General features: G+C 66.0%; 7 protein-coding genes. 5 read left to right on the top strand and 2 right to left on the bottom strand.

Features of this window, described 5'->3' with window-relative positions; translation table 11 throughout:
• Nucleotides 1–239 precede the first annotated feature (239 nt).
• The 4 genes from E6O51_RS13325 (at nucleotide 240) to E6O51_RS13310 (ending at nucleotide 15,156) form a co-directional block, all read left to right on the top strand.
• On the top strand, nucleotides 240–13,307 hold the full coding sequence (locus E6O51_RS13325) for a filamentous haemagglutinin family protein (protein ID WP_136385491.1): 13,068 nt from the start codon (nucleotides 240–242) through the stop codon (nucleotides 13,305–13,307).
• Between the two features lie 312 nt (nucleotides 13,308–13,619).
• Nucleotides 13,620–14,249 carry a hypothetical protein gene (locus tag E6O51_RS13320; RefSeq protein ID WP_136385490.1) on the top strand — a complete coding sequence of 210 codons (630 nt, stop codon included), beginning with the start codon at nucleotides 13,620–13,622 and terminating at the stop codon, nucleotides 14,247–14,249.
• Between the two features lie 96 nt (nucleotides 14,250–14,345).
• The gene (locus E6O51_RS13315; RefSeq protein WP_136385489.1) at nucleotides 14,346–14,906 is read left to right on the top strand and encodes a hypothetical protein; all 561 of its coding nucleotides are present in this window, start codon (nucleotides 14,346–14,348) and stop codon (nucleotides 14,904–14,906) included.
• A 34-nt stretch (nucleotides 14,907–14,940) separates the two neighbouring features.
• Nucleotides 14,941–15,156, top strand: a complete 216-nt coding sequence (locus E6O51_RS13310; RefSeq protein WP_136385488.1) for a KTSC domain-containing protein — start codon at nucleotides 14,941–14,943, stop codon at nucleotides 15,154–15,156.
• Between the two features lie 140 nt (nucleotides 15,157–15,296).
• On the opposite strand, the gene E6O51_RS13305 is transcribed toward E6O51_RS13310, so the two are convergent.
• Together E6O51_RS13305 and E6O51_RS13300 are read right to left on the bottom strand one after the other, a co-directional pair.
• Nucleotides 15,297–15,635 (bottom strand): hypothetical protein, encoded by a 339-nt coding sequence (locus E6O51_RS13305; protein ID WP_136385487.1) that lies wholly within the window; start codon nucleotides 15,633–15,635, stop codon nucleotides 15,297–15,299.
• Nucleotides 15,622–15,915 (bottom strand): BrnT family toxin, encoded by a 294-nt coding sequence (locus E6O51_RS13300; RefSeq protein WP_136385486.1) that lies wholly within the window; start codon nucleotides 15,913–15,915, stop codon nucleotides 15,622–15,624. The genes E6O51_RS13305 and E6O51_RS13300 overlap by 14 nt, the downstream gene beginning before the upstream one ends.
• A 209-nt stretch (nucleotides 15,916–16,124) precedes the next feature.
• Here E6O51_RS13300 and E6O51_RS13295 point away from each other — a divergent pair, with 209 nt between their 5' ends.
• Nucleotides 16,125–16,991: a hypothetical protein gene (locus tag E6O51_RS13295; RefSeq protein WP_136385485.1), complete on the top strand. Its 867-nt coding sequence runs from the start codon at nucleotides 16,125–16,127 to the stop codon at nucleotides 16,989–16,991.
• Nucleotides 16,992–17,052: the final 61 nt, after the last annotated feature.

Below are 17,052 nucleotides of genomic sequence, written 5' to 3'. Positions count from 1 at the left end.
GTCGACAGCGCTGAACCTTCCGGACTGTCGAACTTGCACCGGCGGCTCCGTGCCGCCGGTGCTTTGTCGTGTCCGCACGCGGCAGATCGCCGGCATGAGGCTTCGCCGGCAATTCGATGTCGCTTTTGGGACGCTGATTCCGTCCTGTAGACGAACACCGCCGCGGCGTGCGCACCCCAAGGACACAGTGTCGGCGGACCGCTTTCGACTTCAGCCCAGCATTTCTCAGGAACGTCCACATGAAAAAGAAACTCTGCCGGCAGTCCGCGTCCTACCGCTTCTTCCGCAGGGCGCCTATCGCCCAGGCCGTCGCCCTGGCCTTGGCCGCCGGCGGCCTGTTCAGTGAAGCCCACGCCCAGCAGGCGTTCAGCCCGGCCTGGTTCGCGGCCAAGGGGGCGAACCAGGCGACGGCGACGGCCACGGGCCTGCTGCCCAACGGCAACCCGGTATCCAGCCTGACCAGCCCGCAGGGCCAGAGCAATGCGGCGCGCGAGCGGCTGCAGACCTCCATCGCCAACCTCAACACCGCCGCCCAGGCCATCGCCCTGCAGCAGGCGCTGCAGGCGCAGGCCCGGCAGGCGGCGCTGCTGCGCCCGTCGTCGGTCCCCGACGGCCTGGGCGAAGGCGGGCTGAAGATCGACGAGAACGAACTGACCAAGGGTTGGAGCAATGCCAACGCCCCGACGCAGACGATGGAAGGCGGCCAGACCACAGTGACCATCGAACAGACCGCGGACAAGGCGATCCTGAACTGGGAGACGTTCAACGTGGGCCGCAACACCACGGTGAACTTCGAGCAGGATGCGAACTGGGCGGTGTTGAACCGGGTCAATGACCCGAACGCGCGACCCTCGCAGATCCAGGGGCAGATCAAGGCCGACGGCACGGTATTCATCCTCAACCGCAACGGGGTGGTGTTCGAGGGCAGCAGCCAGGTCAATGTGCGCAACCTGGTGGCCGCGGCGGCGAACATCACCGATGCGCAGTTCCAGGACAACGGCCTGTACGGTGCCAGCGCCACCACCCCGACCTTCACCGGTGCGGGCGGCGCGGTGAAGGTGGAGCAGGGCGCGCTGATCCAGACCCACACGCCGCAGTCTGTGACCCAGGGCGGCGGCTACGTGCTGCTGCTGGGCAAGGAAGTGGAGAACGCCGGTGAGATCGTGACCCGGAGGGGCCAGACGGCGCTGGCCGCCGGCGACAGCTTCATCATCCGCAGGGGCGTGGGGACCGACGGCAACCAGGCCTCCACCACCCGCGGCAACGAAGTCACCGCCAGCGGCAGCGGCACGGTGACCAACGCCGGCCTGATCCAGGCCGCCACCGGCGACGTCACCCTTACCGGCGCCGAAGTCCGCCAGCAGGGCGTGATCCTCGCCAGTACCTCTGTGGATACGCGCGGCACCGTGCACCTGACGGCCACCGACGCCGACGGCAAGATCACCCTAGGCGAGGGTAGTGCCACCGCCATTCTGCTGGAAGACACCGACGCCACTGCGCTCGACAGTCAGCGCGACAGCCTGCTGGCCCCGGCCGTCGACAACCTGCCGGACCAGAACATCGTCGCGGCCGACGCCTACCGCCGCGACCAGTCGCTGGTGGAGATCAAGAGCGGCGGCACGGTGGATTTCGAGGGCGGCTCGCTGACCCTGGCCACCGGCGGCCAGATCGCCGTGGATGCCGGCACCCGCGCCCTGGTGCGCGACGGCGCCATCCTCGACGTCTCCGGCGCGGTGGGCGTGCAGGTGGCGATGGAAGCCAACAGCGTGAAGATCAACATCCAGGGCAACGAACAGCGCGACGCGCCGGTCAATCGCGACGGCACGCACCTCAACAACAGCGACGTGTGGATCGACGTGCGCGACCTGGTGTTCGTGCCCGCCGGCACCAACGGCTACGAATCCGACCGCTGGTACACCGCCGGCGGGCTGCTGGAAGTGGGCGGCTACCTGGGCCTGCAGGGGCATGGCGTGGGCCAATGGATGGCCCAGGGCGGCACGGTGCGCTTCACCGGCAACGACGTGGTCACCCAACTGGGCTCGAAGATCAACCTGTCCGGCGGTACGCTGGACGTGCAGACCGGCTCGATCCGGCAGAGCTGGCTCAAGGGCGCGGACGGGCAGTTGTACGAAGTCTCCAGCGCGCCGGGCGACCTGCTCTACACCGGGCTGTACCGGGGCTTCGAGAACAACCACGAACGCTGGGGCCAGACCGAATACTGGTACAACCCGATCATCGCGCCCACGAGCCGGCTGGAGAACGGCTACACCGTGGGCCGCGACGCCGGCACGCTGGTGATCGGTACGAAGAACGCGGTGCTCGAAGGCGAGATCGTCGGCGATACCTTCCAGGGCAATCGCCAGACCCAGGCGGCGCAGCAGGGGCTGGACGGCTACCACCAGTCGCAGAAGGCGGTGGCCCGCGGCGCCAGCCTGGTGGTGGGCAGCTACACCCCTTATTACGTCAAGGACAGCGGCACCCTGCAGCACGGGCTGACGGCGACCGCCAACACCCTCCAGGACGTGATCCTGGGGACCGCGGCGGAGAAGATCGCCGCCGGGCTGGAGCTGGACAGCGTATTGCCCGAAGACCGTGAAGGCGTGCTGTACCTGGACACGGCGCAGTTGAACGGCTTTGAGCTGGGCGTGGTGAAGATCGCCGCGCGCAACGGCATCGCTGTCGATGGCGAGCTGAACGTAGCCCCGGCCGGCGAGATCACCCTGTACGGCCCGCAGGTGAACGTGAATGCCGACCTGACCGCCCATGGCGGCACGATCCGCCTGGGCAACGTGCTCAATCAGGTCGCCAGCAGTTACCGCATCGAGGACACAACCCTGGCCGTGCCAGCGGGCACCACCGTGGCGGTGACGGTGGCCGAAGGCGTAACGCTCGATACCAGCGGCCTGTGGAGCAACCTGGTGCTGGAACCGGAGAATATCGCCAACCTGCCGTACCAGAACGGCGGCAGCGTCTCGATCCGCAGCAGCGGCGACGTGACGCTGGGCGCGGGCAGCCTGATCGATGTGTCCTCGGGCGCGGCGCTGCTCGGCGACGGCAGCTTCACGGGGGGGCGTGGCGGCAACATCAGGCTGCAGGCCGGCGCGCAACAGGCCCAGGGCGGCACGCTGACGCTGGACGGCACGCTCGCGGGCCATGGCGTCAATGGCGGTGGCACCTTGACCCTCCAGCATGGTGGTACCGTCGTGGTGGGCGGTGAGGTGTTGCAGGCCGAAGGCTGGCTGGAGGCCGGCGAAGCCGCGCCGGTCAGCTTGGCCCTGGATGAACCCTTGACGGTGGCGGCTGGCGATCTCCTGCCCGTTGCGGCCACCTATACCCAGGTCGTGGCCGGCCAAGTGCTGGACTCGGCGATTACTTACAGCAACACCGGGCACACCCTGGAAATCGTGGTCGGCCCCGGCGGCTGGGATCTGACCGGCACCAACATGGACATCTATATCAACGGCAGCAATAGTTCCACCAGCCGATACCGGGGGAACACAGGTACGCGAAAGGTTGTGCCCGAAGGGGCCGTGGTCACCCGGATCAATGCGGGCACCTTGCCTGCGGGCTACGAGATTCCGGCATCCGTCGCCGCGCTGCCGTCCCCCGCCTATACCGTTGCCGCAGGGCAGCCGGCGTTGGTCGAGACCGTGATCCCGGCGGGTAGCCTGCTCAAGGCCGGGACCGTGCTGGCCCAGCGCGTGGCCGTGCGGCCGCCGTTGACGCTGGAATCCGAACGGTTCCGCAGCGGATTCTCCCACTACGACGTCACCGGCCAGCACGGCCTGCTCGTCGCCGAAGGCAGCCGGATCGACGTCGCGATGCCGGTGTATCGGCTTGCCGATGGCGCGCTTCAGGCCGCCACCGGCAGCGATCCGGCGACCGCCCTGGAGCTGTGGACGCCGCCCTTGTACCTGGAGGACCCTGCACGGGGCGTGCTGACCCAGCGCCAAGGGGCCAGCCTGAGCCTGCAGGCGGGAACGTCCGCGTCCCCGGCCGACGACATGGCGTCGGTGGAAGCCCGTGTCGGGCGGGGCGCCGTGATCACGGTCGATCCGGGCCAGTCCATCGCCGTGCGCAGTATCGGCCAGTTGACGATGAATGGGGCCTTGCAGGCCTGGGGTGGCCGCATCGAGTTGGGCAGCGTGAATGTCGGCGGCGTCGAGGCTGCCCGGCTGAGGGCCGCGGGCCATGGCCGCTCGATCTGGATCGGCGGCGAGGCGGTGCTGGACGCCGCCGGCCGCGCAAGCGTGGCGACGGATGCGCTGGGCCGCCGTTATGGCATCGTCGATGCCGGCGGCGAGATCGTGGTCGGCAGCGGCTTCGACCACGAAGCCGGAGAGATAGCGGCCCTCAGCGACCTTTTCGTCGTCGTCCGCGAAGGCGCCTTGCTGGATGTCTCCGGGGCGGGTGCGGTACTGGATGTTCCTGGCCAGGGCGCCGTCACCGTTGCCGGCGCGGGTGGTGCCATTACCCTGGCTTCCAGTAACGGCCTGTATGTCGACGGCGCATTGCGCGCGGAGGCGGGCGGTGCGGGCGCGGCCGGCGGAAGCCTGACGCTGGTGCTGGATACGCCCTTTTATCGAAGTGATTCCGTCAGAGACAGGGTACAGCGAGCGCGGGATCTGGTGCTCGTGCAGGAGCGCTCCGGCGGAGCCTTGCCTTCCGGCATCGACGCGAACGAAGCGGCAGACCTGCTCGCGTACGGCCACGGCGTGTTCGGCGTCAACCAGATCTCGGACAGCGGATTCGATCGTTTGACCTTGGCCAGCGATGGCGGGATCAGTTTCGAAAGCGACCTGTCGCTGCAACTGGGCCAGTCCCTGAATCTTTATGCGCAGGTGCTGGGCCTGACCGAGGCTGCGCCGCAGGAGAGCCGGGTCGAACTGGCTGCACCGTACGTGCGCCTAGCCGGATATGGCAGTTCAGGGGGTGGGGACGGTCTCATTCATCCCACGATCCTGGGCGGTCTTTCTTCCCAGGCGCCTGCTGGGCGTCTGACGATCCAGGCCGGCCGGTTGCTGGATTTGGGCGGTCTGACCATTGGCGGGCTCTACTCGGGAGGGGGCACGGTGATGGATCGCCGTGCGTTCGAGCACGTCGAGTTCGCCAGCGTCGGCGATCTGAGGTTGCTTGGAGGGGATTTTCATACGCCGGGCAACCTGACCCTGGCGGCGGCGCAGATTTACCCGGTCACGGGGGCCATTGCCGGCGTGTATGCGGGCTGGCATGGCAACAACGCGGATTTCGATCCGGAGCGGGTGCTGACCCTGGCCCGGACCACGGACGAGATTCCGGCGGTGCCGTACTCGGCGTTCGGCAGCCTGACGCTCGGTGCGGCGACGATCGACCAGGGCGGCATCCTGCGCGCGCCGCTGGGCGAACTGGCGCTGGGCACCTCGAGGGCCGGCATCCGCAATACACAGGCTGTCAACCTGCTCGATGGCAGCCTGACCTCGGTCAGCGCGGCCGGGCTGGTGATGCCCTACGGCGGCACCAGCGACGGGGTGACCTGGTACTACGACGGCGAAGAGATCGAGTTGCAGGGCGTCGGTTCGCCGAGGGCCGGCAGCGTGACCTTGCTCGGCAAATATGTAGATGTCCGAGAAGGCGCCGTCATCGATATCTCCGGCGGCGGTGAACTGACCGGCGCCGGCTTCGTCTCCGGCCGCGGCGGCTCCACCGATGCCCGCTACCACCCGCTGGTGCAGGTGGGCAGCGGCGGCTTTACCCTGCCGGGGCTGAGCAGCAACCCGGTCTATGCCATCGTGCCGGGCGTGCAGGCGCCAGCGGCGCCGGCCGGCGGCGAGAGCGGGGTGGCCGATCTCCTCGTCGGCCAGCAGATCACCATCGGTGCCGGCGTGCCGGGGGTGCCGGCCGGCACCTACACCCTGCTGCCGTCCACCTACGCGCTGCTGCCCGGTGCGTTCCGGGTGGAGTTCAACGGCCTGTCGGGCCAGGGCGCGGCCATGGCCACGCAGGCGCTGCGCAACGGTTCCTGGGCCACCTCGGGCATGCTGTCGATCGCAGGCACCGACATCCATGACAATCTGTTCCGCCAGGTGATCCTGACCCCGGCCAACGTGCTGCGCACCTACTCGCAGTACGACGAGACCTCCTACGCCGAGTTCGCGCGTGCCGATGCCGCCACGCTCGGGGTGCCGCGCGCGCAGATCGAGGCCGATGCGAAGCAGTTGCGACTCAGATTCACCAACCGTGACCCGGACAGCGAGGCCTTGAGCCTGAGCTTTGCAGGCACGGTGTTGGGCGAGGCCGCCGAAGGGGGCCATGGCAGCACCGCGGCGGTGATCGGTGCTTCGACGAATGCCAGGATCGAGATTCTGGGCGATGATGCGGCGCCCTCTTCGGATTTCGGTATTGCGGTCCGTGCCTCGGATCTGAACGGAATCGAGGTGAACCGGCTGACGATCGGCAGCGTGCCGGTCGTTGTCTATGGGCAAAGTGGCAATCTCGTACGCTTTGTTGGAGGCCCCGGTGTGGTTGACCCGGCGGCGTCCATTGCCATCCGTAGCGGCGTGCGCCTGTCGGCCCCCGAGGTGATGCTGGTCAGCCGCAGTTCCCTCGGTTCCAACAATGCCATCCTGATCGAGCAGGGCGCGATCATCAGTACCCTGGGCCAAGGTGCGACGGCGTACGATTCCACCGACGGCTTCATCTATCAACCCGAGTCGGTCGGCGTCGTGGCCGTCTCCAACGGCACGCTGCAATGGCTGGCGCCGGAAGCAGATTTGATAGGTCGTGGCCCCAGCCGGATCCTCGTCGGCGCCTGCGCCTCCGGCGACTGCACCGGCACCACGCAACTGTATTCCGAAGGCAGCATCGCTTTCGTCACCGACAACGACTTCCAGCTCGACGACGCGGTGCGCTACGGCACCCGCCACCTGAGCCTGGCGGTGGGCGCGTTCAACATCGGCAGCGGCGAGGCGCTGGCCGATGCCGCCGCACGCGGCGCATTGACGCCGGGCCTGGTGCTCAACCAGCAGGTGATGGAGCGCCTGCTGCAGGGCGACACCAGCGTGGGCGCGCCGGCGCTGGAAACGCTGGAACTGATCGCCGGCCGGTCGGTGAACTTCTTCGACATCGTTACCCTGTCCACGCTGGATGCGGACGGCAACTCCCTGCTGGACAACCTGCTGCTGACCACGCCGGCCATCTACGGCTACGGTGCTGCCAATGACGTGGCGCTGATCCGCACCGGCCACCTGATCTGGAACGGTTCGGACCAGGCACCGGGCGCGGTTGCCGCGGGTGGCGCCGGAACCGGTTCGGGCACCTTCCAGGTGGAAGCCGAACGCATCAGCTTCGGCTACGGCCCCTGGGGCCAGCCCGACGGCGTCAGTTCGCTGGGCCGCCTGGCGCTGGGTTTCGCCCACGTGAACCTGCTGGCCAGCGAGCGCATCACCGCCAACAACGCCGGCACGCTGGCGGTGTATCAGTCCCAGGGCGAGCACGTCGCCGGCGAGGGCCGGCAGTACAGCGGCGGCAACCTGAACGTGGTCACCCCGCTGTGGACCGGCGAAGCCGGTTCGGTGAACAAGATCACTGCGGGCGGAGCGATCACCGTCTCCGCCGCATCCGGAGCGGCCGACCCCGCCACGGTGTCCGACCTGGGCGCCGAACTGTCGCTGACCGCCGGCGCGGGCCTGAGCCTGGACACCACCGTGGCCCTGCCCAGCGGCAAGCTGACCCTGGCTGCCGAGAATGACGTGGTGCTGGGCGGCAGCGCCCGCCTGGACCTGTCCGGCCGCAGCGTCGAGTTCTTCGACGACGAGGAGGCCAACCAGTACAGCTGGGGCGGCGACGTGACCCTGGAGAGCACGGCCGGCAACGTCCGCCAGGCTGCCGGTGCGGTCATCGACCTGTCGGCCGAGTACAACCAGGCCGGCCGCCTCACCGCCATCGCCCTGGCGGAGAGCGCCGGAACCTTGGATCTGCAAGGCGCCATCCTGGGCGGCGCCAGCGGCTACTACGAGGCGGGTGGCACCTGGGTGCCCTACCTGGACGGCGGCATCGAGGTGCGCGCCCAGTCGCTGGGCGCGGGCAGTTTGAGCGACGCCTTCGCCGCGCTGAACCAGCGCCTGAACGACGGCAAGGTGTTCGGCCTGCGCAGCTTCCAGATCAAGCGGGGCGACCTGACCATCGGCAACGAACTCAAGGCTAACCAGATTGAGGTCTCGCTGGACGGCGGCCACCTGACCGTGGCCGGCACCGTGGATGCCAGCGGCGGGCGGGTGGGCAGCATCCGCCTGGCGGGCAGGAACGGACTGACCATCGGCGGCAATGGGATGCTGGACGCTCACGGCACGCTGCTGCGCCTGGACAGCTACGGCAAGATCATCGACGCCCCCAACCGGGCGATCGTGGAACTGAACTCGGGCAACGGCGTGCTGACCCTGGCCGAAGGGGCGCGTATGGACCTGCGCCACGGCACCGCCGATGCGCGGGTGCAGGCCGATCCCTCGCTGCACGACGGCCGCGCGTTGGGCACGGTGGAACTGTTCGCCCCGCGCCTGGGCGGCGCCACCGGCGGCGACGTGGCCATCGACGCACGTGGCGCCCTGGACGTCCAGGGCGCCAAGTCCATCGCGCTCAATGCCGTGCAGCGCTACGACGATGCCGACTACGGCAGCGATCCCGCCGCCGGCGGCCGGCCCTATCAGGTCATCGACCAGGCATACCTGGACGGCAAGCATGCGGAGAGCACGGCCTTCATCGATGCTGCGCTCGGCAACGCCAATCTGTTGAACGCCAAGCTGGCCGGCCTCAACAACGCCACCTACCGCGACGTGTTCCACTTGCGTCCGGGTGTGGAAATCGTCAGCAGAACGCCCGATGGTGACATCGTGGTCAGCGGCGACCTGGATCTGTCGGGCCACCGCTACGCCAGCCTGAACCCGCACACGCAGCAGATCACCACCGTTTACGGCTCGGGCGAGCCGGGCGCGCTGGTGATCCGCGCCGGCGGGGATTTGAACATCTACGGCAGCATCAACGACGGCTTCGCGCCGCCACCGGACACGCCGGACGACAACGGCTGGGTGCTCACGCCGGGGGTGCAGGCCTATGGTGGCGACGTGATCGTGCCGGGGGCGGGCGTGGTGCTGGCCGAAGGTACCCGGTTCCTGCCCGGCAAGACGCTGAACTACGACCTGCCGATTCAGGCGGCGACACTGGCTGCGGGCACCGAACTGCCGGCGCAGGCCGTGCTGGCGGCGGCGCTGGAGGTGCCGGCGGGCACGGTGCTGTCGGCGGATGTGACCTTGCCCGACGGCACGGTCCATCGTGCCGGAACGGTGCTGGGCGAGGCCTTGCCGCTGCCGGCGGGCAGCCGGCTGGATGCGGGCTTCAGACTGCCGGCGGCCACCTCCCTGGCGGCCATGGTCTGGCCTGCGGGCGTACCGTTGCCGAACCGGGCGACGTCCAACCCGAACACCGATCCTGACGGCGTGTTCCTGGCCGGTGCTCTGCAACTGCCGGTGGGCGCGCTGATCCCCTCGATGACCGATGTGAAACTGGTCGATGACATCCCCTCGGTGGCTTTGCGCCCGACTGGTGACGGCGGGCTCATGGGCCGTAACTGGGCGGTGGCGGCGATGCTGCCGGAGGGCTCCCTGTCATGGAGCATGCGGCTGGTGGCCGGGGCCGATGTGGAGGCGGCGGATTCGCGGCGGGCACGGCCGCGGGCGGATGGCAGCCTGGTACTGGCGGATACCCATTACGGCCTGTATGAACGCACCGAGATCGTGGGTGGTGAAGGTGCGTGGTACATAGCGGGCACGGATGAGTTGGTGCCTGAAGATACGTGGGGCCTTGATCCGGCAACCGCCTGCAGTTGGGGGTATTACACATGTGAATATCGCGTGGTGGGAGGCGAGGAGTTCGTTGTTCCCTACCCGGTGGCACAGCACTTCAGCGTGCTGCGTACCGGCACCGGCGATCTGGACCTGATCGCCGGTGGCAATATGGCGCTGCATTCGCTGTACGGCGTATATACGGCAGGCACGTCCACCGCGTCCCGTGCGGGCGATGCGGCGCAGGCCTTCGACCGGGCGCGTGGCACGGCCACCGGTCCCGCCGACGGAACCTATCTGGGCACCAGCGGCAGCGCCGATGCCGCAGTCGGCGCTGCCTACGAAGCGCTGGTGGACGGCGGCGGCACCTACGCGGCCTGGTATCCCGATGATGGCGGCAATCTGCTGCTGAATGTGGGCGGGAACCTGATCGGCGATATCCAGGCGAGCTACAGACCGGCGTATTCCGGTGAGGAGTTGAGGCCGCAGCGCAGCAGTGCGGACGTCGGCAACTGGCTGTGGCGCCAGGGCAGCGGCGATACGGTGGGCGTCGATCCGATCCACACCAGTTGGTGGATCAACTTCGGCACCTACGTGCAGGGTGCCGGGGTCTCGAACGACAGCTACGGCTTGAGCAGTGCGGAGAAGAACGCCGTGGCGGCAATCCCTGAACTCGTCGGCTTTACCGGACTGGGCACGCTGGGAGGCGGCAATCTGACCGTCCAGGTCGCGGGCGATGCCGGTCTTCTGGACCGGCGCGGGACATCCCGGTCGGCAGCCGAAGGCCGTCAGCGTAGTCAAGGGCTGGTCGTGGTGGTCGGCAGCACGGGGCGCGTCCTGAGCGACGGAGAACTGCTGCTGACCGGGGGCGGCGATCTGCGGATCGACGTCGATGGCGCGTTGAACCCCGGTCTCGCGGCGCGCGCGACGGCCACCTCCGGCACGTCATCGGATGCAGCCGACTATCGAGTGCAGAACGTCGATCTCAACGGCGTTCTTGGCAACCTGAGGGGCGGCCTGCAGTTGCAGACCGGAGAGATGGGGGGCGTGGCGCTCACTTACTTCACTACGGTCGCGGGTCAAGTGGATAGCCGGGAGGCGCGTGCCTTCGATCCCTTTACTGCCTCTTTGGGTACCGCCACGGGCGGGCCGGTCTTGATGCTCGGTGATTCGGCCGCGTATTTGACCACGCGTGGCGATCTGGTGGTCGCGGGAACCGGCGATCCTGGCCGCGTCGCGTTGCCCCATGCACTGCCTTACGTGGCGAACGGCGTAGCGCAGGAATCCGGGGGCTATGCCTGGTTCTCCTTGTGGACCGACAACACGGCGATCAACCTTTTCTCCGCCGGTGGCGACGTGACGCCGAGCGTCCAGCTCAGTGAAGTCCCGGTAAACGGCAGCGGTATTGCCCTCGGTGGAAAGAACCATACGGCCACCGACGGGCGTTTCGTCTGGCCGGGTCAGTTGAGTGTTACCGCCGCCGACGGGAGCGTATTCTTTGGCAAATCTGCGCTGGGCATGGCGACGTCGAATCAGTACAACACGGCTTACTCGCTTCTGCTGGCTCCGTCCGGGAACGCCAGGCTGGAGATTCTGGCCGGAGATTCGATCTATGCCAGCGGCTATGTGGTGAGCCGCTCCGCCGCGGCGCAGGACGTCGTGCCGACCGTTTTCCGCCCTGCATTCGGGGTATTCACGTCGGGTGGCGGATTGACGTCGATGCATAATCTGGCTCCAGACGCGATCCGGCCGACGACAAATATGTTCTCCCTTTTCGCCTTCGGGCCGAACACCGCCTCCAATGCCGCGGCCGCCGCGGATGACCCGGTCCGCATTTATGCCCGTGAAGGCGATATCGTCGGGCTCGGCACGGGTGAAATACTGACGTTCTACGGCCCGCGCACGGGCCAGACATGGTACGAGGGGGCCGGGCCGGTCTGGATGCGCGCAGGCCGCGACATCGTGCGCTCTGGTTCGCTGATCGGGACGGAGATAATTGCGCCCGATGAGCTTGGCAGAACCCCGTCCAGCACTCAGAGCGTCGTCAGGGGCACCGGCAACAACCTGTTCGTTCATGGCCAGGCCAATGATGTATCCATCGTCGAGGCCGGACGCGACATTCTCTTCAGCAACTTCGACGTGGCCGGCCCCGGCACGCTGGAGATCAGCGCCGGCCGGAACATCGTCATGGTCGGGCAGACCGAAGGCGGTGCTTACGGGGAAACGCGCGTACGCAGCCTGGGCCCGGTCGTGCCCGGCGACGACCGCCCCGGCGCCAGCATCGTGGTGCAGGCGGGCCTCGGCGACCGTGGCGCCGACTGGCGCGGCTTCCTGGATCTGTACCTGGACCCGGCCAACCGCGCCGAGACCGGCGTGCCCCTGGAAGCTCAGGCCGGCAAGGTGGCTCACACCTATGAAGAGGATTTGGCCGGGTGGCTGGCTGCCCGCTACGGCTTCGAGGGCACGGCAGAAGAAGCGCTGGCCTACTTCGCCGGCCTGCCTGCCGAGCAGCAGCGCATCTTCGCGCGCCGGGTGTATTTCGCCGAGTTGCGTGCCGGCGGCCGCGAGTACAACGACGCCGACGGCCCGCGTTTCGGCAGCTACCTGCGCGGGCGCAACGCGATTGCCGCGCTGTTCCCGGACGAGGGCGGCTACTCCGGCGACTTGCTCGCCTATGGCGGCGCCGGCATCCACACCTACGCGGGGGGCGACATCCAGGTACTGACCCCTGGTGGTGCACAGACCTATGGCGTAGAGGGGGATGTGCCGCCATCGACGGCCGGCGTGATCACCCAGGGCCAGGGCGACATCCAGATGTACAGCCAGGGCAGCATTCTGCTGGGCTTGTCGCGGATCATGACCACCTTCGGCGGCGACATCTTCGCCTGGTCGGCGGAAGGCGACATCAACGCCGGCCGGGGCGCCAAGACCACGGTGGTCTATACGCCGCCGCTGCGGGTGTACGACCAGTGGGGCAACGTGACCCTGTCGCCGCAGACGCCGAGCACGGGCGCGGGCATCGCCACGCTCAACCCGATCCCGGAAGTGCCGCCGGGCGACGTGGACCTGATCGCGCCGCTGGGCACGATCGACGCGGGCGAGGCGGGCATTCGCGTCTCGGGCAACGTGAACCTGGCGGCGCTGCAGGTGGTGAATGCGGAGAACATCCAGGTGCAGGGCGAGGCCACGGGCCTGCCGGTGGTGGCGTCGGTGAACATCGGCGCGCTGACCTCGGCCAGTGCGGCGGCCAACAGCGCCACCCAGGCGGCGCAGGACATGGCGAGGAACCAGACCCGGCAGGCGCGCCCGTCGATCATCAGCGTGCAGGTGCTGGGCTTCGGCGAGGCGACCAGCAGCATTGAGGCGCCGCGCGATGCGCGCGAACCGCGCGCTCAGTACGCCAGCTACGATCCGGACAGCGCGTTCCAGTTTCTCGGTACAGACGAACGCCACCGTCTGACGGAAGCCGAGCGGCGCAATCTGGAGCGGCAGTGAGGCGGCGCGGGGAGTAGTGTGGCCGGTGATGCGCAGGCCGGGCCGTTTTCATCAGTCCGGCCCAACCTGAAAACGCTATCCGTGTAGGAGTGGCCTTGGCCGCGATGCGGCGGTCATTTGTACCCGGAACCGCCGCATCGCGGGCAAGCCCGCTCCACAATGCCGGCCACTACGTCCGTACCTCAAGCGAGAATGGCTTTCGAGAACACTGCAACGACATCGCCTGCAAGCTATGCTTACAGGCTCCCGCCGTGCTCTTAGCGCGCCGACGGCCGGGTTAGCTAACACGTTGGGCACTGAACTGGAGGATTGATGGGACTCGATGATGTTCTAAAGCTAGTCGGTGCTGTCATCAGCATCGTAACCGTTGGGAAACTCGTGTACGACGTTTTCGTATCGCGAAAAACTCGCCTCCGCGATGATTACAAATTTGCCAAGGAATTCTTTGACGAACTCGGAAAGACGCCTCGACCTCATCCTTTGGTAATTGAGCGTGGATATCACGCAATCGCCGGTGACACTGCGCTTTCCGTTCGTGAAATGGAGTATCTGCTCTCACTCCAGAATCCCAGCTCTGCTCTCCGAGACTACGTGCTCGCTCGCCCATATCTTGAGCATCTGCCCGAATCCGGCCACCTTCAAGTAAAGTTCAAAAAGAAATACTCCTCGCTGTGGTCGAGGCGATGGAGGCGCAGTGTCTATCTGGTTCTTTATTTCTTCTCTGCCCTTCTTGCGGCTTCACCAATATTCTTCCTGAGTTCGCTCAAGCCGAGTCTTGGAACAGGTCTTTTAATTCTAATCATTTTTGGAACCGCATTCGGTTTGCCGGCCTACAATGCCTTGAGGGAGTACGGGCGCCTTTACCGGGGAGAGAAACTCGTTGCGGGGCAGAAGCGACACCCTCAAATAATCGTTGTTGGCGGCCAAGAGATTGCCCAATAAGTGCTTACGGCAGACCGTCAAAATGCTGTGCATTTTGCCATCCGATAAAACTTTGCGTTGGGTCACGGAGAGCTAGTCACTCTTAGGAGTAGTACGGTGAATGACGAGACAAAGAAGGTTGAGATAATGGACGAAAATACCCGTAAGCTTTGGCGTGATTACGCGTGGGGTTATTTTTCACAGCACGCGGAGCAGCGTCTCAAGGCGTTCAATTTTTACATTACGTCTTGCGCCATTGTTATTGGCGCCTTCGCTACTATCATCTCAAGAAAAAGCGTTTCCATTGAGTATGCGTTTTTGCCGCTGTCGTTGGTGTTCTTGTCGTTCATCTTCTGGAAGCTCGATGTGAGAACACGCATGCTCATCAAGCACGCGGAAGCCGCGCTAAAATACCTTGATTCTCAATCTCTTAAAGGCCTACCAGAAGAGGCCAAGATTCTTGCGCTATTTCAAAAAGACGATGAGGCCAAGAGCAAGCTCAAGAAGTACCTGCTGGTGGGCGGCTTGTTCACCTACGGACGAGTATTCAACTGGGTTTTCGTAGTAATGGCCCTTGCGGGAGTGGCTGGTTCAGTGGCATGCGTAGTGGCCCAACCATCAGTTCCAGCCGACGGCTCTGCCTCCGCGTCGCTACAGCAGCCCTGCCGCGCAGGCTAACCCTTTTACTTACCAATCCACAGGAGGCAGTACCATGAACAGAGTTCCCGTATCCTCCAGTAATCTTCGCGCCGTTGGCTATGATCCTGAGACTCGTATCCTTGAGGTTGAGTTTCTGAACGGCGGCCTTTACAGTTATTCAGGTGTTCCATCATCTATTCATCCTGGTATCATGTCTGCTTCTTCTCACGGGTCGTACTTTGAGGCCTGCATCAAGAAGGGCAGTTATCCATGCAAGAAGATCCGTTGATCACCATCATGTCATGTCTTTGCCCTTTCAAAATCTGTAGCAAAAGGGCTGACATTGCGCTCTTGCTGACCGCAAGATGCTCTTGGGCTTCCGGGCTGAAGATGACGCGATAGTTCATCGCGTCTTGGCGTGCTCAGTGGCTACGCGCGAGGTCCACTCGAACGCCGGGTTGGGCGTCGCTTGGCCGTCTCGCCCTGGCTATGCTTGGCCTCCTGTGACTCTCTTAAGCGCCCCGTAACGTACTTATGCAGGACACTTGCAATGAGTGTCTGGTACGGCACCCCCTCTTCGAGCGCTTTGACCTGAATGTCGTTGAGATCTCCTGACGACAGCCGAATGTTGACGCGCCGGTCTTTAATGGCTGTAGCTCGCGCCGCCGCCTTGAACTTTGCCAGTTCGGCCTTTGTCGCGATGGACTTCAGTTCGCCCTTGTCGTAGGCAGTCAGTACTTCGGATTCATATTCATCAATTCTCGGCATCTGCTTCACCTTGATTCAAGTAGTCTCTCGTCGCCTTCCGGCTCGGAATCACCGTCTTCAGGAAGAAGTAGTCGACCTCTTCCACGAACGGTACTAAGTAAGCGTAGTTGTCGCAGGCGACGACGAGAACGCGTTGCTTCGGATACTTCGCAGGGTTCGGATGGGCAAGAATGTCCAGCAACCCGCCGGCCTCGATCGCAACCACAATGCTCTCGAAAGAAATGCCTCGCTCCGATCTGAGCGTCTCATTCTTTTCGGCGTTCCAGCGCAAGGGTTTCATGGGCCGATCTTACGCCGACGTGTGCCTTTTGTCGCCACGTCGGTAATGCGCGCGCATGGCTACCGGTAAGTGAGCCGCAAGGCGTGACCGGCAATCGCCGGTGCCACGGACGGATCTGGCCTGGGTACTGCTGCGTGGCCGCTCTGGGAAGGTTTGTCGTGCGCGCCGGCACGGCACGTGCCCAAAAGGGCTCGATTAGAATACCTGCAATGTTCAAGCCGCGCCTGACCCGACAACAGCGTACCTCCGTCCTGGCGCTACTGCTGTCGTGCGCACTGCACCTCTTGCTGCTGTTGCTGGCGTCAAGCTCCAAGCCGGAACGCGAGCCGCCGGCGGCATCGCCGGCGGTACCGTCCATTCAGGCCCGTCTGCTGCCGCCGGTGGTGAAAGCCGCTCCCGCCCAAGTGGTCACCCCGCCGCCGTCCGCGCAAGCCGCGGCACCGAGTACCCGTCCCCAGGCCAGGCGCACGACGCCGCCCACCACCGCCAGATCGCAACCGCGGGCGGCCCAACCCAGCCCCCGAGCCATCACCGCCCCCAGTGGGGAACCGACCTGGACCGAGGCCGAGAAAGCCGAGATGGAGAAATTCCTCGACGAACTCGCCCGCACACCGCAGCCCACGCTCGCCCAGCGCGCACTCGCCATGGCGCGCGAGCAGGGCCGCCAGATGGCCCGCCAGGACGCAAGCGAGGAAGCCCTGCTGGAAGCGCGCCCGAACGCTCCGCCCATCCATCCCTTCAGCCTGGAAAGCTATCTCAACGGCCTGCTCCGCCGCCTGAATCAGAGCGCCGCGTTCGTCCAGCGCGGCAAGGGCGATCCCGGTGTCCAGCCCGCCGCGGTCCGGTTCCGTCTCAACCCGGATGGCTCCCTGCAGGGTTTCGTCGTCCTCAATGCCGGCGACCAGGCGGCGGAGATCGCCTTCATCAAGGCGGTGGTGGAGCGTTCGGTGCCTTTCTCGCCCTTTCCGCCGGATATCGACCGAGCCGCCCGCTCGCTCGGCATCACCATCTGCATCCGCCCCGGCAGCGGCGACGGCGGGCTGGGCTTCACACGGATGAGCGGAAACCGCTGTTGAAACAGATGGCCGCACGCGCCGGGATCGCACGCAACACCCTGCGGGCAGCCGAAGCTGGTGA

The organism is Pseudothauera rhizosphaerae, from assembly GCF_004801305.1.
In the GTDB taxonomy this organism is placed as follows: domain Bacteria; phylum Pseudomonadota; class Gammaproteobacteria; order Burkholderiales; family Rhodocyclaceae; genus Pseudothauera; species Pseudothauera rhizosphaerae.
This window is presented reverse-complemented; position numbering and strand designations above follow the sequence as displayed.

What these genes read in the sequence shown, in the direction of transcription:
- E6O51_RS13310 (WP_136385488.1), top strand. Translation starts at nt 14,941, where the DNA reads ATGAACAGAGTTCCCGTATCCTCCAGTAATCTTCGCGCCGTTGGCTAT.
- E6O51_RS13325 (WP_136385491.1), top strand. Translation starts at nt 240, where the DNA reads ATGAAAAAGAAACTCTGCCGGCAGTCCGCGTCCTACCGCTTCTTCCGC.
- E6O51_RS13305 (WP_136385487.1), bottom strand. Translation starts at nt 15,635, where the DNA reads ATGCCGAGAATTGATGAATATGAATCCGAAGTACTGACTGCCTACGAC.
- E6O51_RS13295 (WP_136385485.1), top strand. Translation starts at nt 16,125, where the DNA reads ATGTTCAAGCCGCGCCTGACCCGACAACAGCGTACCTCCGTCCTGGCG.
- E6O51_RS13320 (WP_136385490.1), top strand. Translation starts at nt 13,620, where the DNA reads ATGGGACTCGATGATGTTCTAAAGCTAGTCGGTGCTGTCATCAGCATC.
- E6O51_RS13300 (WP_136385486.1), bottom strand. Translation starts at nt 15,915, where the DNA reads ATGAAACCCTTGCGCTGGAACGCCGAAAAGAATGAGACGCTCAGATCG.